General features: G+C 62.9%; 18 protein-coding genes. 6 read left to right on the top strand and 12 right to left on the bottom strand.

From position 1 onward, the window contains the following. Positions 1 to 202: 202 nt before the first annotated feature. From D588_RS0105565 to D588_RS27680, 3 genes are read left to right on the top strand one after another with little or no spacing between them, the layout of a single operon-like run. Positions 203 to 610: a hypothetical protein gene (locus D588_RS0105565; RefSeq protein ID WP_017915271.1), complete on the top strand. Its 408-nt coding sequence runs from the start codon at positions 203 to 205 to the stop codon at positions 608 to 610. Between the two features lie 4 nt (positions 611 to 614). Further along, complete coding sequence (locus D588_RS27685) at positions 615 to 1,628, top strand: DUF4034 domain-containing protein (protein WP_026143416.1); 1,014 nt, start codon at positions 615 to 617, stop codon at positions 1,626 to 1,628. Between the two features lie 7 nt (positions 1,629 to 1,635). Continuing rightward, the gene (locus D588_RS27680) at positions 1,636 to 1,938 is read left to right on the top strand and encodes a hypothetical protein (RefSeq protein WP_157836425.1); all 303 of its coding nucleotides are present in this window, start codon (positions 1,636 to 1,638) and stop codon (positions 1,936 to 1,938) included. On the opposite strand, the gene D588_RS0105555 is transcribed toward D588_RS27680, so the two are convergent. Next, positions 1,904 to 2,245 (bottom strand): EF-hand domain-containing protein, encoded by a 342-nt coding sequence (locus tag D588_RS0105555; protein ID WP_017915269.1) that lies wholly within the window; start codon positions 2,243 to 2,245, stop codon positions 1,904 to 1,906. The genes D588_RS27680 and D588_RS0105555 overlap by 35 nt on opposite strands. 59 nt (positions 2,246 to 2,304) lie before the next feature. After that, complete coding sequence (locus D588_RS0105550; RefSeq protein ID WP_017915268.1) at positions 2,305 to 3,501, bottom strand: fatty acid desaturase; 1,197 nt, start codon at positions 3,499 to 3,501, stop codon at positions 2,305 to 2,307. 135 nt (positions 3,502 to 3,636) lie between these two features. Here D588_RS0105550 and D588_RS0105545 point away from each other — a divergent pair, with 135 nt between their 5' ends. Further along, a complete protein-coding gene (locus tag D588_RS0105545) occupies positions 3,637 to 4,479 on the top strand; it encodes an ATP-binding cassette domain-containing protein (RefSeq protein WP_026143415.1) in 843 nt (280 codons plus the stop codon). A 122-nt stretch (positions 4,480 to 4,601) separates the two neighbouring features. Here D588_RS0105545 and D588_RS0105540 read toward each other — a convergent pair whose 3' ends face one another. Next, entirely contained in the window at positions 4,602 to 5,054 is a 453-nt protein-coding gene (locus D588_RS0105540) for a helix-turn-helix domain-containing protein (protein ID WP_017915266.1), read from the bottom strand. Between the two features lie 133 nt (positions 5,055 to 5,187). Between D588_RS0105540 and D588_RS0105535 the strand changes: the two genes are divergently transcribed. After that, a complete protein-coding gene (locus tag D588_RS0105535) occupies positions 5,188 to 6,084 on the top strand; it encodes an NAD(P)H-binding protein (protein WP_017915265.1) in 897 nt (298 codons plus the stop codon). A 321-nt stretch (positions 6,085 to 6,405) separates the two neighbouring features. Further along, positions 6,406 to 6,585: a hypothetical protein gene (locus D588_RS28415; protein WP_230979381.1), complete on the top strand. Its 180-nt coding sequence runs from the start codon at positions 6,406 to 6,408 to the stop codon at positions 6,583 to 6,585. 163 nt (positions 6,586 to 6,748) lie between these two features. Here D588_RS28415 and D588_RS0105530 read toward each other — a convergent pair whose 3' ends face one another. The 9 genes from D588_RS0105530 to yidC form a co-directional block, all read right to left on the bottom strand. Continuing rightward, complete coding sequence (locus D588_RS0105530) at positions 6,749 to 9,832, bottom strand: DEAD/DEAH box helicase family protein (RefSeq protein WP_017915264.1); 3,084 nt, start codon at positions 9,830 to 9,832, stop codon at positions 6,749 to 6,751. Beyond that, positions 9,829 to 10,884, bottom strand: coding sequence for a PDDEXK nuclease domain-containing protein (locus D588_RS0105525; protein WP_026143414.1), 1,056 nt, complete (start codon positions 10,882 to 10,884; stop codon positions 9,829 to 9,831). The genes D588_RS0105530 and D588_RS0105525 overlap by 4 nt, the downstream gene beginning before the upstream one ends. Before the next feature lie 10 nt (positions 10,885 to 10,894). Next, a complete protein-coding gene (locus D588_RS0105520) occupies positions 10,895 to 12,742 on the bottom strand; it encodes a site-specific DNA-methyltransferase (RefSeq protein ID WP_017915262.1) in 1,848 nt (615 codons plus the stop codon). A 190-nt stretch (positions 12,743 to 12,932) separates the two neighbouring features. Then, positions 12,933 to 13,622, bottom strand: coding sequence for a DUF4391 domain-containing protein (locus D588_RS0105515; RefSeq protein ID WP_017915261.1), 690 nt, complete (start codon positions 13,620 to 13,622; stop codon positions 12,933 to 12,935). Further along, positions 13,619 to 16,906: a helicase-related protein gene (locus tag D588_RS0105510; protein WP_026143413.1), complete on the bottom strand. Its 3,288-nt coding sequence runs from the start codon at positions 16,904 to 16,906 to the stop codon at positions 13,619 to 13,621. The genes D588_RS0105515 and D588_RS0105510 overlap by 4 nt, the downstream gene beginning before the upstream one ends. A 10-nt stretch (positions 16,907 to 16,916) precedes the next feature. Beyond that, on the bottom strand, positions 16,917 to 17,969 hold the full coding sequence (locus D588_RS0105505) for a Fic family protein (protein WP_017915259.1): 1,053 nt from the start codon (positions 17,967 to 17,969) through the stop codon (positions 16,917 to 16,919). A 636-nt stretch (positions 17,970 to 18,605) separates the two neighbouring features. Further along, on the bottom strand, positions 18,606 to 19,949 hold the full coding sequence (mnmE, locus tag D588_RS0105495; protein ID WP_017915257.1) for a tRNA uridine-5-carboxymethylaminomethyl(34) synthesis GTPase MnmE: 1,344 nt from the start codon (positions 19,947 to 19,949) through the stop codon (positions 18,606 to 18,608). Between the two features lie 31 nt (positions 19,950 to 19,980). Next, positions 19,981 to 22,722, bottom strand: a complete 2,742-nt coding sequence (locus tag D588_RS0105490) for a tetratricopeptide repeat protein (protein ID WP_051067846.1) — start codon at positions 22,720 to 22,722, stop codon at positions 19,981 to 19,983. Between the two features lie 101 nt (positions 22,723 to 22,823). After that, positions 22,824 to 24,328, bottom strand: a 1,505-nt coding sequence (gene yidC, locus D588_RS24090; protein WP_017915255.1) for a membrane protein insertase YidC, incomplete at its 5' end; no start/stop codon positions are given.

Genomic DNA, 24,328 nt, shown 5'->3' with positions numbered 1-24,328 from the left:
TCTCGACTAGCATCGGCCTCAGTGATGACAAGGATTGTCGGATGCGCAACGTGGTATTTCCGTTCGCTCTACCGCCCAACTCGCGGCTGAGGCCATCTGCCCAGAATCGGGCATTCCGCAGACTTTTCCCCGCTGCGCCCACTGCGGCCTACCCGGTCGCCATGCGTTCTACGGCGTCGCTGATAGCGGCCGCAGGTGAAGCATGAAGTTCATCAAATGGGTGCCAGTGTTTATGTCATTCGCACTGTTTTTCCTGGCTGGATTGAATACCTTTTTCGCCAACCGGCATCTCCTTGATCAGTACGACGCGGGGGACTATCTGCGCTATCTGATCTTCTTCCCTGGGATCACGCTGTGCGTGTACCTCGCGTCCGCGATTCGCGCAGCCCGGACATGGCCCCATTTCTTTGTTGCAATTTTCCTAGCCGCGCCGGCGTTGATTGCCATTCACTTCGTCGTATCTGTGATGAATGCGCATGCAGGGAATGCTTATTGGGGGTGGCAGTTGTTGGAGATCGGCATGACCTACTTGGCTTGGGCGAAAACAGGTAAGCATTGGTCCAACAGCGAAGCGCCATCGCGAAAGCAAGCCTCTTTTCAAGGAGATTGATTGCATGCAAAGGAAGCTGCATCGCCTAGTGATTTTTCTGCTGTTTTTTGCCGCATCAGCATTGCCAACCCGTGTGGTTGCTGAAGAGATCCAGGAACGCACAGCCATTCTGGATAGCACCACCAAGGCCATGATGCAGGGTGACCTCGCGGCGCTTGAGCAACTAGCAGCGCTATACCGAACAAAACAGGCAAGGACGTCCAGCGGCGTGTGGAAGTTGAGCGTGCTGCATGGCGGAATCAATCGCTTTTATTTGCTCGCGTCGTACGACAAGGCGACATTGGCTGAAAAGGAGCACATCGCCGAACAATGGGTAAAGACGTATCCGAAGTCTCCCACCGCTCGGCTTGCCTATGCGGAAGTCTTGGCCAGGCGTGCATGGCATCGCCGCGGCGGCGGCTATGCGAACACGGTACGCGCAGAAGACTGGGCGCCGTTCAGAGAGGGAATCGAGGCGACCAGGCGCTATCTTGAGGACAATAAGCAGATCGCCTCATTGGATCCGGAGTGGTACATCAAGATGGAGGCGGTAGCCAAGGCGCAGCAATGGGACGATGCGCGGTTCCAAGCCTTGATCAATGAAGGGATGACCCGGTACCCGGAATACTACGAAATCTACTTTCAGGCGATCGAGTTCTATTCGCCCAAGTGGGGAGGCAGTGCGGTCGACATCGAACGCTTCGCCAGGATGGCGATGGAGCGCACACGTGAGCGGGAAGGCCAGGGACTGTACGCACGCATCTATTGGTACGCCTCGCAATCGATCTATGACGAACGCTTGTTCACCGAATCGCTGGCGCGCTGGTCGACCATGCGCGCTGGCATCGACGACGTGCTCAAAGTCTATGCGGACGAATGGAATTTGCAGAATTTTGCCCGCTTCGCCTGCCTGGCGCGCGATCGGGAGAAAGCCCTGGAACTGATCGAACGCGTGCGCGGACCCACCTATACCGAGGTCTGGAAAGGGGAAGAGAATTTCCAGCGCTGCAAGGCCTGGGTCTTGGAGGGCGTCACCTGATGCACGAATGTCTTTGGATCCCGGATCGCGAGGCGACGTCGCGCTGATGCGGATAAAAGCCATCACCATGCTGCCGTCCATGCACCGCAAGCTTGCGGCGATGTATTGCTTGTTCGCCTGGGTGATGGTCTGCCTGCAGACGCATGCAACCGCCATTGCCTTTCTTTCTGTCGCGCTGCTGCACCTGGTTTCTGCTCGCAGACTCGCCTCTGCGCCGGACACCGCAGCGCCAGCCCCGGAATCGGCGAGCACAGCGCCCGCCGGATCGGCGTCCCCTACTGCGGCGGTGCCGCCAACTCCCGCGCGCTGAGGTAGCCGTCGCCGTTGGTGTCCTGCTTGCGGAAGCGGGCGGTCAGGGTGGCGAGGTGTTGCGCGCGGGTGATCGGCGGGCCGCGGCCGCCGGGCAGTTCGGCGGGGCTGAGCACGCCGTCGTGGTCGAGGTCGCGCGCGTCGAAGGCGTAGCTCATCCAGGCCAGGTATTCGTCCAGGCTGACGCGGCCGTCTCCGTCGCGGTCCATGCGCTGCAGGTAGCTGGCGGTGCTGTCGATCGCCTGCGCACGCACATCGATGCCGGCCGCGGTCGCGACGCACGCGATGCCCAGCGTCAGCGCGACCATCAACGACGAACGCCGCGCAAGGCGGCGTTCGTGCGACGGGATATGCGGTGCGCCGCGGCTCATGCCAGGGCGTAGCCCTTCAGCCGCGCGGCGTAGGCCTGCAGCGCGGCGATGCCGCTGGCTTCGGCGTCGTGGCACCAGGCCTGCAGGTGCTTGAGACGTTCGCTGGCGTCGTGGGTGCGCGCTTCCAGCAGGGCCGCCAGGCGGGCGCGATGCTCGACCAGCGTGCGCATGCGCGGGCGCTGCGCCACCCAGTGCTGCAGCTGTTCGCGCGCGTCGGGCTTGAGCCAGCGGCCATCGTCGACCAGGCCCTTGCGCAGGCGCCGCGGCAGCAGCTTGCGCAGCTTGGCGCCGGCCTGCGCGGCTTCTTCCTTGAGCGCGGGCTTGAACACGTTGCGCTGGTAATCGGTCATCGCCTGGAAGCGATGCGACAGCAGCGCGCGCAGGGTGTCGGCGTCGGGCACGGCGATGTTCGGGCGTACGTCCAGGGTCGGCGCCACGCGCAGGATCTTGGCCAGACGCAGGGCGGCCAGCGCGCGGATCGCGATCCAGCCGATGTCCAGTTCCCAACGGCGCATCGAGAAACGCGCCGAGCTGGGGAAGGCATGGTGGTTGTTGTGCAGTTCTTCGCCGCCGATCCACAGCGCCCACGGGGTCAGATTGGTCGAGGTGTCGGCGGACTCGAAGTTGCGGTAGCCCCACCAGTGGCCCAGGCCGTTGATCACGCCGGCGGCCCAGAACGGGATCCATGCCATCTGCAGCGCCCACAGCGCGATGCCGGGCAGGCCGAACAGCGCGAAGTTGACCGCGAACAGCGCCACCGGCCCCAGGTTCGCGTACGGGGTGTACAGGTGCCGCTCGATCCAGTCGTCCGGCGCGCCCTTGCCGTACTGCTCGATGTCGACGCGCTGGGTGCGCGCTTCGCGGTACAGCTCCACGCCGCGCCAGAACACGCGGGCGATGCCCTTGGTCTGCGGGCTGTGCGGGTCTTCCTCGGTCTCCACCTTGGCGTGGTGCTTGCGATGGATCGCCACCCACTCCTTGGTGATCATCGAGGTGGTGAACCAGGTCCAGAAGCGGAAGAAGTGCGACAGCAGCGGATGGAAGTCCACGCCGCGATGCGCCTGACTGCGGTGCAGATACAGCGTCACCGCGAAGATGGTGAGCTGGGTGAACAGCAGCAGCACGGCCAGCATGCCCCACCAGCCGACGCCGAGCAGGCCGTTGCCGAGGAAGTCGAGGATCGCGTCGAACATTGCCAGAAGCTCCAGAGCGTAGGACGGCGTGAGGGGATGACGACATGATGGGGGTTGCGGGCGCAAACTTCACCCGGCGCTCGCGTATGGTATTCAGCCGCCAAGCGCTTCCGATCACAGAACGGTTTCGGTTCCATGTCAGCCGCCTCTTCCCAAGCAACCCCCGTGCCAGCGGCCGCGCCGTTGATCGAACTCGACCGTGCCAGCGTCGTCCGCGGCCAGGTCCGCGTGCTGCACGCGCTGAGCCTGCGCATCGCGCTCGGCCAGCACACCGCGATCCTCGGCCCGAACGGCTGCGGCAAATCCTCGTTCATCAAACTCATCACCCGCGAGCTGTATCCGCTGGCGCGCGCCGGCGAAGAACCGGCGGTGCGGGTGCTCGGCCAGAGCCGCTGGCAGGTGGACCGCCTGCGCAGCCAGTTGGGCATCGTCACCGGCGACCTGAGCGTCAATCTCGCCGACATGCCCGGGCTGGATGTGGAGAGCGCGGTGCTGTCCGGGTTCTTCGCCAGCTATGTGGTGCCGCCGCACCGCGAGGTGACCGACGCGATGCGCGACCGCGCGCGCGAAGCGCTGCAGGCGGCGCACGCGTTGCCGCTGTTGCGGCGGCCCTATGCCGAACTGTCGGCCGGCGAGACCCGGCGCGTGCTGATCGCGCGCGCCCTGGTCAATCGGCCGCAGGCGCTGCTGCTGGACGAACCCAGTACCGGCCTGGACCTGGTCGCGCGCGAGCACTTGCTGGCGACGATGCGCGACCTCGCCCGCCAGGGCATCACCCTGGTGCTGGTCACCCACCACATCGAAGAGATCGTGCCGGAAATCGCACGGGTGATCCTGCTGCGCGAGGGCCAGGTGTACGCCGACGGCGCGCGCGAGGAACTGCTGGCCGATGCGCCGTTGTCGGCGGTGTTCGGCGGACCGGTAAGGGTGCAGCGCGACGGCGACAGCTACAGCGCGCGGGTGGTTGCGGAGAGCTGATCCGCGGTTGCCGAATTCGGCCGTTTGCGGCCGTCGGGGTTGCGGGTAATGCGGGAATGTCCGTAAGGAGCGGCTTCCGCCGCGACCGGGCGTTCTCGGTAAAGCCGCTCGTACGGGACGCGTCAACCGTACGCGGCGCCCGCCGCCCGCGCCGGTGCATCGGCCTCGAACGCGGCGCGCGCGCCACGGATCTGCGCGTGGTGATCGGCAGCCCAGCGCACCAGCGGTGCCAGCACCACGCTCAACGAGTGCCCCAGTGGGGTGAGCCGGTACTCCACGCCGGGCGGCACGGTCGGCAGCACCTCGCGGGCGACCAGCCCTTCGCGCTGCAGGTCGCGCAGGGTCTGGGTCAGCATGCGCTGGGAGATGTCCGGCACCGCGCGGCGCAGTTCGCCAAAGCGGTGCGGGCGTTCGGCCAGCAACATCACGAACAGGGTGCTCCACTTGTCGCCGATCTGCGCCAGCACGTCGCGCACCGGGCACTGGTCGATGGCCATGCCGGCACGCTGGTAGTCCTGCAACTGCTGGCTCAACAGCGGATCGCAGGCAGCGACCGGCGGTACGACGGTGTCCATGGTGGTTACCTCGGGGTAATCAGGGGCGGAAAAAGTGCCGTCTTTACAGGTCGGCCAAGGTCTCTAGGATAGACCAGGTTCCTTTTCCAGACCATGGCGTCCTGCGACGCCGCCCTTCCTCAGGAGACCTGTCATGTCCGCATCTTCCGATTCCCTGCTCGTCACCGGCGCCGGCGGCCAGTTCGGCCAGCGCGTGCTCGCGCACCTGCTCGACACCCTCAAGGTGGCACCGTCGCGGGTGGTGGCGATGACCCGCCAACCCGACCGCCTGGCCGCCTGGGCCGCGCGCGGCGTGGACGTGCGCCACGGCGATTTCGACGACGCCACCTCGCTCGACACCGCGTTCCGTGGCGCCGGCCGCGTGCTGCTGATCAGCACCGACGCACTGGACCGCCCCGGCCACCGCCTGCAGCAGCACCAGGCCGCGATCGCCGCCGCCGAGCGTGCCGGCGTCGGCCACCTGGTCTACACCTCCTGCCCGGAACCGCACGACTCGCCGCTGTTGCTGGCCACCGACCATGCCGGTACCGAAGACAGCCTGGCCGCCAGCGCCCTGCCCGCCTGGACCGTGCTGCGCAACCACTGGTACTTCGAAAACCTGTTCATGAGCCTGCCGTCGGTGCTGGCCTCGGGCCACTGGTACAGCGCGGCCGGCGACGGCGGCATCGCCCATATCGCGCGCGACGACCTGGCCCGCGCCGCCGCGGTCGCCCTGGCCGGCGGCGACGGCAAGCGCACGCTCACCCTCAGCGGCGCGCGCGCCTACACCACCGCCGAGATCGCCGCGCTGGTCGCGCAGGTGCTGGACGTGCAGATCCAGGTGGTGCCGGTACCGGTCGAAGGCCTGGTGCAGGGCATGGTCGGCGCAGGCCTGCCCGAGCCGGTCGCGCGCATCTATGCCTCGTTCGACACCAACACCGCCGCCGGCCGCGTCGCCACCGTCACCGGCGACTACCAGGCGCTGACCGGGCAGGCGCCGCTGCCGTTCGAACAGTGGCTGCAGGAGCAGCGCGCGGCGTTGGCGGCGTAAGCAGGGCGTAGCGACACGCTACTTTGCCGATGCGAAGTAGCGTTTCTGCTGCATTCCATCGATTTTCAATAGCGTTCTGGAAGCCACTCAATGCGCTTGGTCCTATTCTTGGACCCAGAAACCAAGCGTGTTCCTTGGTAGCGGCAGACGGCCATCCCTGGACGCTTCTCGCTCTCCCGTTACCAATTGTGGTGTGCCAATGGGCGACCTGAGCGGTGTGAAGAGCCCATCAAGTTTCAACCGCACTATGTCGACCGTGGCGATCACATCGCCATCAAAGGCGCATAGGTCAAGGGCGGACGTGGCCGCACGGTACCGATCATGACACCGCAGCAGGGGACGGTGCTGGACGAAGTACACCGGCTGGCAGGATTGGGCTCGCTGATCCCCGCGAACAAGACCTACATCCAGCAGCGGCCCGTTTACGATGGGCAATGCAAGGCAGCAGGTCTGAGCAACATGCACGGGCTGCGGCATCGGTATGCCGCAGATGCGGTATGAGGCACTGACGGAGTGTCCGCACCAACAGCAGGTGGACCTCCCGTCAGAGCGCTGATCGACGCACACCGAGCCCAGGATACCGCAGCACGAAAAATCATCAGTACAGAACTTGGGCACGAACGTCTGCAAGTCACGGCTATCTATCTCGGAAGATCAGCGGCCTCTACTTCACGACTTCCATCAGTTTGCCAAAGCTATCCACCACGTCATATCTGACGTTCTCCGGGGCATAGCGGCGATTTATCTCATCAAAAAACTTGCGGGCGCATTTGATCTTGGTTTTCTCGATTTCGCGCAGTTCCATGGATGACATAGAGCCTTTGGTTTCGGCAACGAAGTAGATGTGCTTGACCGTGCCTTCCTTGAAGCTGATCGCCCAGTCCGGGTTGTAGTCACCCACGGGCGTGGGAATCAGGAAGCCGCGCGGCAGCTTGGCATAGACCACCACTTCATTGGCCGTATCCAGTTCTTTCACGAAGTCGCGCTCGATGTTCGAGTCGGTCAGCACGTAGTCGTAGATGTGCCGTTGCAGCTTGTGCCCGGCCCTGCTGAAGTCCTGCTTGGTCTGCCCGGCTGTGAAGATGTCCAGATCGAACTTGTCCTCGACCGGGTCATAGGCCAGATGCTCGATGATGACCGTCGCCTTCTGTTCGTTGATGAGCCGTGTGGCCTCGGCGATGAAGCTCTCTGGGTTCCTCTTGAACTGCGCAAAGACCGCAACGTTGATGCCCTTGAGGATTTCCGCCACCGTCCGGCGGGTCAATTGCGTGCCTTCGGCCAGCTTGCCGATCAGGTCGTACTTGACCGCTGAATGGATCGACTGTTTGTTGTACTCGGTCTTTGTTTCGGAAACCTTGAAACCATCGCCACGCTGGAGCGCCTCGCGGGTCACCTGGTCGATCTGTTCGCCAGCCTGGATGGCGTATTGCAGCGGGGTTACGCGCAGGGCCGCGTCCAGCTCCTTGACCGCCTTTTGCACCAGCTCGTCCGAGTCGAAATCAACACTGTAGGCAGCCTTTCGGTTGATGCGGTTCCACAGCGCCTTGAACTCCTGCTTTTCGAAGTTGGCGTTGAGCGGATTCTTCTTCGGGCGGCGGTCGTCGCTGATGTCGGGCAACTGACTTTCGCTGAAGACGCTATCCACAAGCGTGAACACTTGGTCGCCCAAGGGAGCGAGTTCATCCGGCAGCGCAGCCAGCGTGCCGTTCTTCTTGGCCTGATGGTATTTCTCGGTGATGTTGCGCTTTTTGTCGACATAGCCGTTCTGAATCAGGTAGAACTCGATGTCGGTCGCTTGATCTTCTGTGACAGTCACTGAGCCGGTGGCCGTGGTCACCATCTTGCCAGTAAAGAATGCCTTATCCGCCACGCGCGGACGTTCCGACAGCGACTCGCTGATGTCCTTCTGCAGCGCGGTCACGAAATCCTTGTAGCTCTCGCTGGCCACTACCGTCAGCACGTTCACATCGTGCACCGTGGCCGGTTGATCCATCCGGTCACCATTCTGGTTGACCGACAGCCGCAAGCCGCGTCCCACCTCCTGGCGACGGGAGATGGTGTTGTCGCTGTGCTTGAGCGTGCAGATGACGAACACGTTCGGGTTGTCCCAGCCTTCGCGCAAGGCCGAGTGTGAGAAGATGAAACGCACCGGCTCGGCGAGCGAAAGCAGGCGCTCTTTATCCTTCAGGATCAGGTCGTAGGCATCCACGTCATCGGACAGCCCAGCATTCTCGCCGCGCGCGGCAACCGCCGAGTCCACCTGCCGCTTGCTCTTCTTGTCGATAGAGAAGTAGCCGCTGTGGGTTTTTTCTGTTGCAATGCCCTTCAGGTATTTGACGTAGGCCGTCTCGTCCAGGTCGAGCACCTCATTGAGGTACTGCGTGTACTCCTCTTCAAATATGCGGGCGTATTCGCCTTTTTCATCCGCCTGCGCGTAGTCGCGGTACTTGGCCACCTCGTCGATGAAGAACAGCGTCAGCACCTTCACATCCTGCTGGAACAGCGCCTGCTCCTTGTCGAAGTGCGCCTTGATGGCCTCACGAATCTGGATACGGCGCAATGCTGCCTCGGTTACGTCGCCGGTGGCGTCGCCGACCGTCAGCTCCACGCCATTGGTAAAGCTCAGGGTGTCGGTGTTGGCGTTGATGTCCGCGACCACGTGGTCGCGGTATTGATCCAGTCCACCCGACAGCTCGAACAGGTTGTCGCCCTTGCCGAGTTTTCTCACCACGCGCTTGATGTTGCCGCCCGCCAGCTTCTGCTCGAACTCGACGCGCGCCTCGGGCGGCTTCTTGCTGGAAATCTCGATGGATTGCAGGTACAGATAGCCGGCCGTGCCTGCCAGCCCCTTCACCGCGATGCCGCGCACAGCGATCTTCTTCACCAGCTTCTGGTTGTAGGCGTCCAGCGCATCCAGCCGGTGAATCTTGTTGTGGGTGGTCTTGTGGGTGGCCGAGTAGCGCAGCACCGCTAGCGCCTTGAATTCTTCCAGCGATTTCAGCGTGGCTGCACCTTCCATCTTCTGCGGCTCATCCAGAATCATGATCGGCCGGTTGGCGCTGATCACGTCGATGGGCTTGCGCGACTGGAAATCGTCCAGCACGTCGTAGATACGGCGGTTTTCCGCCCCGCGCGAGGCGAAAGCCTGCACGTTGATCACCATCACGTTGATGCCCGCGTCCGACGAGAAGCTCTCCAGGTGGTGCAGTTGCTTGGAGTTGTAGATGAAGAAGCGCGCCTTCTTGTGATACGTCTCCAGAAAGTGCTCGGCGGTGATGTCCAACGACTTGGCCACGCCCTCGCGGATGGCGATGCTGGGCACGACGATGATGAACTTGCTCCAGCCGTATAGCTTGTTCAGCTCGAAGATGGTCTTGATGTAGCAGTAGGTCTTGCCCGTGCCGGTTTCCATCTCGATGTCGAGATTGATCTTGGCCACCTTGGTCTTGACCAGCGCATCGGACAACGGCAGGTTCTGCCCCCGCTGCACGGCGTGGATGTTGTCCAGCAGAGCCAGCTCCGACAGGGTGAGGTCGGCGTTGCGGAAAGCCGCCTCCTGCTCTGCCGCCGCATCCCGCGCGGCCTCCAGCGCCAGCGCGCCCTGTGGGCTGGCCGGTGCCGCCTTGCGGGTGCCGGGATCAAGGCGATAGCGAATGCCACCGTGATGCGGCGCCTGCCCCTTGAAGCAATCCACCACTGCCTGCACGGCGGCCGTCTGGTAGGCCTGGGTCTTGAATTTCAGCTTCATGCCTGCGCCTCCCCGGGCGCATCATCCGCATCCCGCAGTTCACTCTCGATATCCTCGATACGAGGCAAGTCTGTTTGCAGTTCCTTGGGCAAAGCCTGCACCAGTTGATACTCCGCAACGCCGATGGGCTTGTTCATGTCGCGCAAGGCGTACTCTGCCACCACCTTGTCGCGGTTCTTGCATAGCAACAGGCCCAGGCTGGGGTTGTCGCTGGGGTGCCTGAACTGGCTGTCCACCGCGCTGAGGTAGAAATTGAGCTTGCCTGCGTATTCGGGCTGGAACTCGCCGGCTTTCAGTTCCACCACCACATAGCAGCGCAACTTCAGGTGGTAGAACAACAGGTCGATGTAGAAATCCTTGTCGCCCACTTCCACATGCACCTGCTGTCCGACGAAAGCAAAGCCCGCACCTAGCTCCATCAGGAACTGGGTGACGTGCTTGACCAGCGCATCCTCGATGGCACGTTCCTGCGCCTCCTTGCCCAGACCGAGAAAGTCCAGGCGGTATGGGTCTTTCAGTGACTCGCGGGCCAGATCCGACTGCGGCCTGGGCAGGCGCTGGCCGAAGTTGGTGATGGCCGCGCCTGTACGCTGGCGCAAGCCGGATTCGATCTGCATCACCAGCACGTTGCGCGACCAGCCGTTCTCCAGCGCCTGCGCGGCATACCATTGCCGCTCCTCGGCGGTCTGGAGCTTGTCCAGCAGCGCCAACTGGTGATACCAGGGCAATTGTGCAAGCGCCGCTTGCACAAATTCGCCATCGGGCCACGCCTCGGCAAAGGCCCGCATGTACTTGAGGTTGCGCGGGGAGAAGCCTTTCATGTCCGGAAAGGCGTTGCACAGATCGCGTGCCAGCCTGTCCACCACCTTGCTGCCCCACCCCTGGCTGGCCTGGCGTGCCAGAATGTCCTGACCGATCTGCCAGTACAGCAACACCAGCTCGCGATTGACCGCAAGGGTGGCGCGTTGCTGGGCGGCATAGATGCGCTGCTTGAGCTCAGCCAACCAGTCGGCATATCCGACGGGGCTGGCAGCCAATTCATCCTTAATCATGTGCGCCCCCTCAGATGCTCTTCACTTCGGTGGAGGGCGACAAGAGCTTGAAAATCTGCTCCACGTTGATTTTGACTGCGCTGTCTTTGAACCCAGCATCGCGGAACACCACGCGCAAGGGCCTGTGCGTGGCCAGTTCCTTGACGAAGCCTTCGTCCACGCCGCCATGCGCATCGAAGCAGGCGGCAAGCGCATTGCCGTCCACGAAGAACACGTCCTTGTCCTGGATGGCCTTCTTCTCGATGGGCAAAGCGAGGTCAACTCCCCAGTCCAGCATCACCTGGAACAGCAGGTCTTCCGCCGTGCGGTCGGGCTTGATGTTGTCCACAAACAGGTCGAGGTTGGCTTTGTCCAGCGTATCGGGGGCGTAGTAGACGTCGGCCATGTTGGAGGAGTCGATCTTGAGGACGCGGAATCCTCCTACTCCAGACCCTCTTTCAAGACGCGAAGTTGCAGCTTTAAGTCTCCGACAAGCCAACTCGGAAATCGTGGTGATGCCCAGCTTGTGTGCTGCCTTTCCGTGAGGCTTACTTTCGTCAAAGGTTTCTGGAAGCTGAACCAGAATGAAGTTCGCTAGCGATTCGTTCAGACAAGCAACTCCGGTCGTACCCGACCCCGCAAAGAAGTCCAGAACGAGATCGTCAGGCTTAACTCCTGCAATTTTTGCCATACGCTTGATGAGCGCAGTGGGCTTCGCTGTGTCAAATGGCGCTTCACCGTCGAAGTCTTCCTTCAGTTCCTTTGCTCCATCTCGGGTGGTGCCTGCATCCTTGCCAAACCAAATGGTCTCTGGAGCACGCCCTTCCAACGTGTCCAGGTAGATCTTCCTGATGATGCGGGTTTCATCATCGCGAAAGACAATTTCTCCACACGCGATCTTCTCGCGCAGCGTCTCCTTGCTCCACCGCCAGCCGTTTTCGGGCGGATTGATCGTCTTCCCTGAGGGCGTCTTGATCTCGTAGCGAAGGTTGGGGCGATACAGGGCATTACGTACGTCACCTGTTCGCCACAGTCCACGCGGGTCATTGTCCGGATTGGAATAAGCTTTGTTATCTTCGTCAGTTCGCTCAAGGCTATGAAGTTCGAAGGCATCGGTCTTCTGGAACATGAAGATGTAGTTGTGATGCACCGAAAAGACATCCGTATAGCCTTTCGGCTGAATACTGTGCTGCCAGATGATCGTCGCAACGAAGTTGTCTGCCCCGAATATCTCGTAGCACAAAGAGAGCAAGTTGTACTGCTCGCTGTCGTCAATCGAAATGAAGATGACCCCGTCGTCGCGCAAGAGCGTTCGCGCAAGCTTGAGCCGCGCATAGATCATGCTCAACCAGTCTGAGTGGAATCGACCATTGAATGCCGTATTGGCAACTAATCGTTGGCCTTTTCCATCAACCTGATTTGAGCGTCGCAGATAGCCTGCCGCGTCTTCCGCAAAGTCGTCTTCGTAGATGAAGTCGTTCCCCGTGTTGTACGGTGGGTCGATGAAGATCATCTTGACCTTACCGAGATACGTCTCCTGTAGCAGCTTCAACGCATCCAGGTTGTCGCCTTCGATGAACAGGTTCTTCGTGGTATCGAAGTCCACGCTCTCGCTGCGCACCGGGCGCAGGGTCTTTGCGATCGGCGCATTGGCCGTCAATAGCGCCTCGCGCTTGCCAGGCCAGTTGAGGTGATATCGCTCCTGTGGCCCTTCCACCAGGGAAGCCGAAAGCTCCTGCCGCAATTGGTCGAAATCCACCGCCAGCCGCACACTGCCATCCTCGTCCCGCGCTTCCGTCACGCAGCCCGGAAACAGCTCACGAATGCGCGCGATGTTGTCTTCGGTCAGGTTGGGCGAATGCATCTTCAGCTTTTCCATATCAATCTTCTTGTCGCTTGCGGGTTGTTAGGTGTCCGAGCCGTCTGCTAGCTCATCATTCAGGGGGAATTTGCTACCAAGTTGCAGTGCAACGGCTGGTAATCGTCTCTAACCTGGGCCACGTCGGGGACTGATCGTCTGATTGTGTTGGGTTGCTCTTTTTAGGCATGACATCGAGTTCTTGAGCGCTTCAGCGGGTCAATGCTTCGTAGTCATTCTTCAACTGCCGCAATTGGGCATTGATCTCCACCTTGCGGTTGAATTGCTTTTCCTTCGCCAGCCTCGCTGTTGTTCTTTCCACTTCACGCTGCTTGGCCTGCACCTGCTCCACGCGCGCCACTAGTTCGGCAAGCGTTTCCTGCGGGCGCAAGGATAGAGGGATCAGACGCTGCAGCAACTGTTCGTACAAGCCGCCCAGATGCAGCGCTACGGGCATGGCGGTCCGCTGGCTGCCGACCGGGAGCCAGTCGGACGCAAAGTAGTCCGATACAACCCAGCGGTTCGCATCGGCGTCGTTCCGGCGTTTGTAGGCAGCGATGATCTGCGTCCTGCCATCGAAAGCCAGCTCGAACACGATGGGGAACGGAATGGCCTCGTCAATGCAACGCAGCACGTCACGATGCAGTTCCGGCGTCTTGAGCTGAAGATTGAACACCTGAACTTCTGGCACGCCGGGCCGCGCAGGCAGGCGAATCGTCTCCGGCGCAAGCTTGAATGCCCAGACGATCTGCTCGACTTGCTTGACGAACAAATCTTTGAGGCGGTTTGTCGCGCCACTGTGCTCGTATACCTTGCTTTTGGGCAGCGCGCGACCAAAAGCGGCCTGCGCCGGGTAAGCGATGAAGGCCTGATGCTGGTGCGCGGGGCTAGGCTGACTCATCCGGCCTCCTGTATCACAAGAAAGGCGATCAGCTCGAAGTCGTCCAACCCGTTGATGGTGTGCGTGAGCGCCGTGGTCTTGCCTCCAGTGAACAGGCTGTCGAGGTCCTTCTCTTCCTTCACCTCGATCATCGAACGGATAGCCTTGTTCAGCAGCTCGGAATACGGCTGCATCTTGCGGCCATCGGCGGTGGCTCTGTTGAAGCGTTGGCAGACTTCAGCAATCGGTGCCGCTCGCCCTTTGCAGCACAGGCGCACCAGATCGAGCAGGCGCTTGACCTCGGTGTAGTCGTGAACAACCTCACCCTCGCGGTTGATGTAAACGAGGTAGTAAGGGTGCAGCCGGTTGTGCTGTGGCAGGTGGGCGGGCGGATTCACGCCTGCGTTGCGGTTGCGTAGCGTGAAGATGACGCCGGGGGCGAGGCCGAGCTCAGGGTTCGCGGGGACGACGGCGTGCAGTCCGTTAGGTGACTTGCCCAGGTCGCCGTGGGCCTTCACGTAGTTCAGCAAATCCATGCGGAAATCGTTGAGGCCAAGATCGGTGATGGAGACACCGGTTTTCAGGTCTTCCAGTTCGATGACTTCTTCCTGCAGGCGGCGCAGTTGTTCCTTGCGGTAGGACATGTCGTTGGCTTGCGCGGAGATGACATTGTCGTCTCCGGTGGCGGTGACATCCACGATCATCATCCGGTTTTCGACGCGCTCCTTGAGGTTGATGTATTCGTCCAGCGAGATGTCCGGCCAGTAGTTCGCCAACTGGATGCTGGTGTTGGGTGAGCCGATGCGATCCACGCGCCCGAAGCGCTGGATGATGCGCACCGGGTTCCAGTGGATGTCGTAGTTGATGAGGTAGTCGCAGTCCTGAAGGTTCTGGCCTTCGGAGATGCAGTCCGTGCCGATGAGCACGTCGATTTCCGCAGGCTCATTCGGCAAAACGACGGCCTTTTCTTTCGAGCGAGGGGAGAACAGCGTCAGCAGTTCCTGGAAGTCATACGCTTTGGGCAAGGTGGACTTGGGGCGATCGCTGCCTGTCACCTTGCCGGTATGCAGTTGCAGGGCCTGCAACGCGGGAGCCAGATTGGCGTACAGGTAGTCGGCGGTATCGGCGAAGGCGGTGAAGATCAGGATCTTCTTGTTACCGGGGTTCATGGGGTTGGTGATCTTGCCCAGCACATGGCCCTTGAGATGCTGGAGCTTGGCATCGTCCTCGGGCGTGATCCTCGACATCGAGGTCAACAGGGCTTCGATGTGGGCGAGATCGGCTTTCAGGTCATGTTCCCACGAGGGCAAGTCCATGTCTGCCAAGCTGATCTTGAGCTTGCCACCGGTATCGCTGCCTTGTTCGAGTTCATCGAGCAAGTCATCTTCTTCTGCATCAAGGACTTCCAGCACGCTGGCCATGTCATCCACGCTGGCAGCGCTACCGGTCTGCCTAAAGGCCGCGATCTGCGCCAACGTGTTCTGGTGGTTGGCTTGCAGGGATTGCAGCGTGAGCCTGAAGGATTGGACGGAGCTTTCCAGCCGCTTGAGCAGGTTGACCGTCATCAAGCGTTGCAGGCCGCTTTCCCGGCCTTCGAGGCTCAGGTTGCCTTTTTCGTCGCCGGATTGGGCGTTGTAGCGTTCGATGTATTGCTGGCGCTTACTAGCGAGGATGTATTTGGCCGGCGCGTACACCGCCAGCAGGAGCTTGGTCAGCCGCTCGAAAATCTCGTTGAAACCCATCACGTCATCGCGCGTTGTCAGTGCGCAATGGAACGACAAAGGCTTTCGGCGCTCGGGGAAATGGCCAATGTCCTTGGTGTCGTAGAAAGTCTGGATATGCCTGCGTGAGCGCGCGATGGTGACGCTGTCCAGCAGCTCAAAGAAGTCGAAGTCCAGCGCATCCAGAATGGCGCGTGGCGTGCGTTGCTCTGGCGGCAGCTTCGACCAGGCATTGAACGCTTTCTGCGCGTTGCGGAAAACCTCTTCCACCGATTTGCTGGTGCGCAGCTTCTTGTTGAGGTTTTCCGAGTCGCCTTCGTAGGCGAGCGCGAGCTGGTTTCTCAGATCCGTGAAGCGGTTGTTGACCGGCGTGGCAGAAAGCATTAATACCTTGGTCTTCACGCCTTCGCGGATGACCTTATTCATGAGCTTCTGGTAGCGGGTTTCCTTGTCCTTGTAAGCGTCGTTGTTGCGGAAATTGTGCGACTCATCGATGACGACGAGGTCGTAGTTGCCCCAGTTGATGCGGTTGAGCGGCGTTCCGAACGATTCGCCGCTGGTACGGCTCAGGTCGGTGTGGGCCAGAACGTCGTAGCCGAAGCGATCCTTGGCGAAAGGGTTGGTCTTGAGGTTGCGGTTGTAGTTGAGCCAGTTGTCGGCCAGCTTCTTGGGACACAACACCAGGACGGACTTGTTGCGCAGCTCGTAATACTTGACTACGGCGAGCGCGGTGAAAGTCTTGCCGAGGCCGACGCTGTCGGCAAGGATGCAGCCGCTGTAGGTTTCCAGCTTGTTGATGATGCCGGTGGCCGCGTCCTTCTGGTAGTTGAAGAGCTTGTTCCAGATCAGCGTGTCCTGATAGCCGGTGCGGTCGTTAGGCAGAACGTCTTCGTCGACGTCATCAAGGAACTCGTTGAAGATGTTGTAGAGCACCAGAAAATAGATGCTCTCGGGCGCGTTTTCCTGATAGACCGAGGCGACGTGATCGCAGATTTGCGCAGTGACGTCTTCCAGCTTTTCCGGATCGTTCCAGATTTGATCGAACAGGCTCAGGTAGGTGGCCGTGAAGTTGGGTTCCTCCATCTTGTTGACCAGGTTGGACACGGCATTGCCCTGTTGGTAGCCCAGGTCGACGGCGGTAAAGCCGTGTAGCGGCGTGTAGGCCGTGTCGGCGCTGCCCGACTGCACGCAAGCGAACTGCTGCATGGGAGCTTTGCTGCGATTGCTTCTGAATTTGGCCTTGCGTCGTAGCCAGTCGGCGCATTCCCGGGCAATCGCCCTCTGGGTGAGTTGGTTGCGCAACTGGATTTCGAATTCGCTACCGTACAGGCTGCGCTCCCGCTCCAGCTTGGGGATGTGGAACTCGCGGCGTTCCTTGCGGATCTTGTCTGTGACTTCGTCGGCCACAAAAGTGGGAGAGGTGAAGATGAAGTTCAGTTCATCGATCTTTTCCAGTTCGGACTTCAAGGCCTCGTAGGCATACATTGAAAAGCACGAGGCCGCGATCTTCAGCCGCGCCCCTGGCCGAATGGCTTGCTTGAGGTCATCACCCAGCAAGCGGCTGATGTTGTCGATCAGTTCCATCGTGCTCCCCTTACACCCGCTTGGCCCATTTCGCACCTCGCCCCTTGCCAGTCGATTCGATCAACGCCTCCGATTTCATCACCCTCAACACCAGCCGCACCATGTCCCGGCTTACGCCCGGGCAAGCCTCGTCGATCTCCGAAATCGAGAACGACAGGCTGCGTCCAAGCACTTCCGCCCGCACCCGATCGCCCTTGCTACCACGCCCACGCCCATGGTCGATGGTGCCGACGCGTTCCTCAAACTCACAATACGCCCGCAGCAATGCCCAAAAAAAGTAGTCGAGCCACGGTTTGACGTCGTGCCGCCCCCGGTGCCAAGCCTGCGAGCTGGCTTCCAGGGTCTCGTAGTAGCCTTCCTTGGTGTCCTCGAAGATGCGTTCCAAGCTGATGTAGCGGCCCACCGCATAGTCGAAGTGGTAGAGCAGCAATAAGGTCAGCAGGCGGGACATGCGGCCATTGCCATCGGGGAAAGGATGGATGCACAGAAAGTCGAGCATCGCCAGTGGCAGCAGCACTAGTGGGTCGGCCAGGTGCTGGTCCAATGCGGTGGCGTAGCGCCCTGTCAGGTCGGCTATGGCAATCGGCGCCAAGTGCGCAGCGACCGGCTGGAAGCGCCCCCGCAACGTGCCATCCGTGTGGCGCTCGATAGTGTCGTTGTTGGTGGCCGTCAAACGCCCGTCCTCCTGCGGCATGTAGCGGTACAGCGCGGTGTGCAATTGCAGCACCACACCTTCGTTGAAGGGCATGTGCGCGGCCGATTCATGGATCAACGCCAAGGCATCGCGGTAGCCAGCGATCTCCTGTTCGAAGCGGCTCTTCGGCGCCGCATTTCGGATGACCAGTGACCTCAGCCGTGAGGGAGCCACGACAACGCCTTCCAATCGGTTGGATGATTCGGTGAATTCGATCATCGCGATCTGGCGCAGGCCTTTGAGGGCTTCCGGAGATTGGGCAGCGTAAAGTTTTTGTTTGCCCTGATACTCGCCCAATGCACGCAGTGTGGTCGCCTGGGTGCCGTCGAAGCGAAGCGCAGCAAGGTACTCGGCAGTAAGCGAGCGCATGGGGCGACAGGCCCAGGCTAAAAATATGGCAATTGTACCCTTTAAAAAGGTACTTAGTAGGGTTAATGCCCTATTAAATCGCGTTTGACAATCCGCTTCCTGAGCGCAGAGCAGGCCATGCGTGCTTTGCGCAACGAGCACAGCTAACTCGAGCATCCAAGGCAGTTGTCAACCAGTTGTTGATCATTACCCCGACGGCGTGCGCCGCAGGGCATGGATGGTGAAGGCGGGAATCTCCTGCCCATGCTAGGGCACCTTCAGCGCCTGGCTACGCATTGTTGGCGAATGGTTTGGCCAGGGTGCCACGGTCTGGCTACACCCAGACGCAGCTGCTAGCAGCGAGTGGTTTGAGTGCCTTGAAGAAGCGGTCAGCGAAATCGGCCATGGTGGCGTCTTCCGCGCCGGCCACGTTCTCCTGCTGTTTCTTTTGCTGGCGACTCCCCAATCGCCACCTGGTGGACTGCCTCGTCAAGTAGAGGGAGGAGAAGCAAGAACCCAGCGACTTGGAACCAAACTTGGACATGAAAATGGATGGCTTTGACTGTATCACCGAACCACTCAGTAGAAAAAAATCCCTCTATTTACGCAGCTTAGCGCTACATCAGCAGACATCAGTGGATGTCCCTGTACGCCACCTCACTTCCCGATGCAGAAACTGGAGAAGATCCGCCCGAGCAGGTCGTCGGCACTGAGCGTGCCGACGATCTCGCCGAGCGCGGCATTGGCCAGGCGCAGCTCTTCGGCGGCCAGTTCCAGGCGTTCGTGCTGCAGTTCGACCGCCGCCGCGTCGGCATGCGTCGCGGCGCGCTGCAGCGCGTCGACGTGGCGGGCGCGCGCGGAGAATTCGCCGTCGCTGCCCTCGCCTGCCGCGGCGCCGGCGATCGCGCGCAACTGCGCGTGCAACTGTTCCAGGCCGCTGCCGGTGGCGGCGGAAACGTAGACGCGCTCGGCGCTGGCGGCGGGCACGGCGGCGAGCAGGTCGCTCTTGTTGTGGATCCACAGGCGCTGCGGCACATCGGCGATGGCATCGGCGATCGCGGCATGGCCAGCCTCGGCCTCGCGCGCATCCAGCACGATCAGCGCCAGGTCGGCGCGCTGCAGTTCCTGGCGCGCGCGGCGCATGCCCTCGCGCTCGATCGCATCGCCGCCCTCGCGCAAGCCGGCGGTGTCGACCAGGGTCAGTTCCACGCCGTCCAGGCGCACGGTCTCGTGCAAGGTGTCGCGGGTGGTGCCGGCGATGTCGGTGACGATGGCGCGGTCGCTGCCGGCCAGCGCATTGAGCAGCGAACTCTTGCCGGCATTGGGCGGGCCGACCAGCACCGCGTGCAGACCATCGCGCAGGCGCCGGCCGCGTTCGGCGTCGGCACGCAACTGCGTCAGATCCGTGCGCGACTGCGCCAGGCCGGCACGGACCTGCTCGCCGCCCAGCGTGTCCAGCGCCTCGTCGGCGAAATCGATCGCCGCTTCGATGTGGATGCGCAGGCGGATCAGCTGTTCGGCCAGGTCGTCGACGCGACGCGAAAACACCCCGTCCAGCGAGCGCCGTGCCGCGCGTGCCGCGCGCAGGTCGCCGGCGGCGATCAGGTCGGCGATCGCCTCGGCCTGGGCCAGGTCCAGCTTGCGGTTGAGGAAGGCGCGCTCGCTGAATTCGCCCGGACGCGCCGGACGCGCGCCGAGTTCGCAGCAGCGTGCCACCAAGTGCCGCAGCAGCACCGGGCTGCCGTGCGCCTGCAGTTCCAGCACGTCCTCGCCGGTGAAGCTGCGCGGTGCCGGAAACCACAGCGCGATACCGTCGTCCACGATCTCGCCATGCGCGTCGCGAAAACGCGCGTAGCGCGCGCTGCGCGGCACCAGCGCGTGCAGGCCCAGTCCCTCGGCGATGGCCGCGGCCGCCGGACCGGAGACGCGGACCACGCCGACGCCGCCCGCGCCGGGAGCGGTGGCGATGGCGGCGATGGTCTCGGTGGCGGAAGACGGCATGGCGAAGGCGGCAGTTCGGTGGCGTGGTGAATTACAGCGTCTGCAGCTGGCCGCGGACGTAGGCGGCCGACGCCCCGTTGGGTTGCAGCTCCAGGTAGGTCTGGAAGGCGCGCTTGGCCTTGGCCGCATCGCCGAGTTGGCGGTAGGCGTCGCCCAGGTTGACGTAGGCCACCGCGCGCGAGGGATCGATCTTCAGCGTGTTCTCCAGCCAACGCACGGCCTGCGCGTATTTGCCCTGGCGATAGTAGATGAAGCCCAGGTTGTTGGCCGCGAGCGCGAAGTCCGGGCGCAGCTTCAGCGCCTCGGTGAACTGCGCTTCGGCCTCGTCGTAGCGCTTCTCCTTGTACAGCTGCAGGCCCCGATCGTTGGCGCGCTGCGCACGCTGACGGTCGGACACCGGGCCGGCCGCGGCCGGCACCGCCAACGGCCGCTCGCCGCCCTGCAGGTCCTTGACCACGACCGCCGGCTTGGACACAGCGGGCGGTGCGTCGGCGCTGCTGGCGCCGGCGTTCGGGGTCGCGGTCGACGCGGGCGCGGCCGCATCGACGCGGTCGTTCATTGCGATCGCCGCCGAGGACAGCTGCTGGGTGCTGGCGGTGAGGAATTCCTCGCCCTCCGGTACCTGCAGCACGAACTCACCGCCCTGCGAACCGGGCAGGCTGCCGAACGCGGGCGTTTGCTGCGAGATGCTCGACACCGCCGGCGCCACGTAGGCGGCCAGCTCGGTGCCGGTGATCAGGCCGTCGCCGTTGAGGTCGGCCTTGCCCGACAGCGCCTGCAGCAGCACCCAGGTGAACACCGAATGGCCATTGGGGCCGCTGTCGGCGACCTGCTGGTCGGCGCCGCCGGCGGTGAGCATCTGCCGGGCGATAAGGCGCGCGTTCTCGCGCAGGTAGGCGCTGGTACCGCCGCCGCGGGTCAGGCCCAGGCCGCTGTAGCACGCGTCCATCACGAACAGCACATGCTTGGCTTCCAGGCTTTCGGCGATGTCCTGGATCTCGGTCATCGGAATCGCGTCGGTGGCGAACTGCGCCGGGTCCGAGTCGGCCGGCACGATGTAGCCGAGGTCGCGCCCGGAGGCCAGCTTGCGGGTCGCACCGTGGCCGGCGAAGAACACGAACACGCGGTCGTTCTTGCCGACGCCGCCATGCGCCAGTCGATCGTGGAAGGCGGCCAGGATATTGTTTCGGGTGGCTTCCTGGTTCTTCAGCACGATCACCTGCGACGACGGGAAGCCGAAGCTGCCGGTCAGCGTCTGCGCGATGGCCTGCGCATCGTTGGCCGCGTACTGCAGCTTGGGCCAGTGCGCGTAGTCGTCGATGCCGATGACGATGGCCCACGACTTGTCGTAGCCGCTGGTCACCGCCGGTGCGGCGGCATTGCTGGCCGCGCGCGCCACGCTGAAGTCGCGCCCGTTCCAGGCGGCGAACTGGTAGCCGTCGGCGCTGAGCCGGTCCAGGATCTGCGGCAGCGCCTTGACCGTGCGTTCGTGGATGTCGTGGAACAGCAGGATGCCGCGCTGCTCGCGGCCGACCTGCTCGAGCACGCGCTGCACGATCGACTCCGGCACCGGGTCGGCCCAGTCCAGCGAATCCACGTTCCACATCACCGACTTCAGTCCGGCCTCGCCCAGGATCTGCATGCCCTCGGCGTTGCGCGCGCCGTAGGGAAAGCGGAACAGCGGCGCACGCTTGGCATCGACCGCGCGCAGCATGCGGTCGGTGTCGAGGATCTGGCTGCGCAGCGCGGCGCCGGTTTCCTTGGACAGTTGCGCATGGGTCAGGCTGTGGTTGCCGACGGTGTAGCCCTGCTCCATCAGGCTGCGGCTGACGCTGGCCAGCGGCGACAGGTCGACCTTGCCATCCGGCTCCAGCTTGCCCAGGTTGCGGCCGACTTCGAAGAACGTGGCCGGCACGTCGTAGCGCTTGAGGATGGCCACGATCTCGTCGGTGTATTCGCGATGCGGGCCGTCGTCGAAACTCAGCACCACGGTCTTCGGCGGCAGGTCGCGGCCGAACACCTCGCGGTCGCTGTCCTTCATCGACATCGGGTACGGGGTGATCACGCCGTAGTCGCGCAGGATCGCCTCGCGCGTGTACAGCGTGCCCAGGTGGGCGACGTAGTCCTCCCACTTCTCGCGCTTCTGCACGATCGCGCGGGTGCGATCGAAGCGGCTGAAGATCGCGGTGATCTCGCGGTTGTAGGTGCGTTCGATCTCGTCGAGCGCTTCCAGGTCTTCGCCGATGCGCTGGTGCAGCTTGATCGCCGGCAGCGAGGAATCCTTGCCGATGCGCAGCTGCCAGTCGGCGAGAATCTCGCGGAACGCCAGGCGGTCGGCGTCGTACAGGTCCGGTGCCGATTCGACGTAGTCGAGCAGGCTGCCGACCGCGGCGAAGCGCTGCGCGTCCGGCAGCGCGAGCAGCGCATCGAACTGCTTGGCCAATGCCTCGCGGCGCTCCAGGCCCTCGTGGAACAGTTGCTGGCCGACGCTGCTGGAGGTCTGCCGGTCGGCCGGCGATTGCTTGGCCTCGTCGGCCAGCAACACGATGATCTTGCGCTGCGCCGCCAGCTGCGCCTGCAGGCCCTGCAGCAGCGTCGTCGCCTGGGCCTGCAATGCGGCAGAGCCTGGAATGGCGATCGCCGGCGCCGATGTCGCGGGCTTGGATGGCGTCGCCGCGCTGTCGGCAGGCGTGCGCTGGCACGCGGCCAGGGCCAAGGCGAGCAGGCCGATCACGACAACGGACGACGACAACGGACGACGACGCTTGTGCATGACCACGGACTCGCGAGCAAGGCGCTACGGGAACAGCGCAGACGCCGGCGCCTTCCCCGGCCGCATGCGCAACGCCCGCCGGAGGGCGGGCGTTGTCGGGTTTACTTCTTGGCCTTGGCCGGCGGCTTGCCGCTGCCGCCGCCGCCGCCAGCGGTGGCCGCCTCGCCGTGGCGCTTGAGCATCCACCACTGCTGCAGCAGGCCCAGCGAACCATTGGTGACCCAGTACAACACCAGGCCCGACGGCACGAAGGCCATCATCACGCCGAACACCAGTGGCATGAACTGCATCATCTTGGCCTGCACCGGATCCATGCCCGGGGCCGGGGTCAGCTTCTGCGTGAACCACATCACCGCCACGTTGATCACCGGCAGGATGAAGTACGGATCGCGCGCGGTCAGGTCCTGGATCCAGGCGAACCACGGCGCCTGCCGCAGTTCCACCGACTCCACCAGCACCCAGTACAGCGCGAAGAAGATCGGCATCTGGATCAGCACCGGCAGGCAGCCGCCCATCGGGTTGATCTTCTCCTTCTTGTACAGCTCCATCATCGCGGTTTGGAACTTCTGCTTGTCGTCGCCGTAGCGCTCCTTGAGCTGCTGGATGCGCGGCTGGAACTTGCGCATCTTGGCCGCGCTCTTGTACTGCGCGGCCGACAGCGGGTACAGCACCAGCTTCAGCAGCACCACCAGGCCGACGATCGACCAGCCCCAGTTGCCGAGCAGGCTGTGCAGGTGGCTGAGGATCCAGAACAGACCCTGGCCGAGCAGCGCCATCACGGAGAAACGGCTGTAGTCGACCACACGGTCGAGGCCGCGCACGTTCTCCTTGGCGATCTGGCTGACCAGCTTCGGCCCGACCCACAGTCGCGCTTCGGTGCTGGCGCTGGCGCCCGGCGCCACGGTGAAACCCGGGCCGCGCGCTTCGATCACATGCCGCGGGCCGTCATTGGACAGCACGTACAGGGAATCCTGGTCGGCCTGCGGGATCCAACTGGTGAAGAAGTGGTGCTGCAGCACCGCGATCCAGCCGCCCTCGACGATCTGCCTCAGCGGGCCGTCGTCCAGATAGTCCTTGAACGCGCGGCGCTGGTAGCCGTCAGCCGGGCTGAACCAGGTGGCGCCGTTGAAACTGAAGGAATCCGGGTTGGTCATGCCGCGGCTGACGATGGTCGGCACCCGGCTCAGCTTGCGGAACACATAGCCTTGCCACGGCTTGCTGCCGTGGTTGATGACCTCGTCGTGCACCTGCACGGCGTAATGGCCGCGCTGCAGGGTGTAGACGCGGCGGATGGTCACGCCGTCCGGACCGTTCCACACGAACGGCACCTGCAGGCTGTCCTGGCCCTTGGCCAGCACGTACTCCTGGCCCGGGTGTTCGGGGCGGAAGCCAGCCGGGCCCGGCGACGGCGAGTTGTGCTCGCCGACCCAGCCGCTGGTGGCGGTGTACGGATGCGCCGCGTCCTCGGTCAGCAGTTGCACCGGCGGGCTGCCGGGCTGCTTGGTCTGCGGGAACAGCAACAGGTCAGCGTCGAACACGCTGCGGCCGTCCAGGGTCAGGCGCAGCACGTCGGTGGTGACGGTGACCCGCGGCGCGGCGCTAGCCG

The sequence above is a fragment of the Xanthomonas sp. SHU 308 genome, from assembly GCF_000364645.1.
Lineage (GTDB): Bacteria > Pseudomonadota > Gammaproteobacteria > Xanthomonadales > Xanthomonadaceae > Xanthomonas_A > Xanthomonas_A sontii.
Note: the sequence above shows the minus strand (reverse complement) of the source record. Positions and strands in the feature narration are given on the sequence as shown.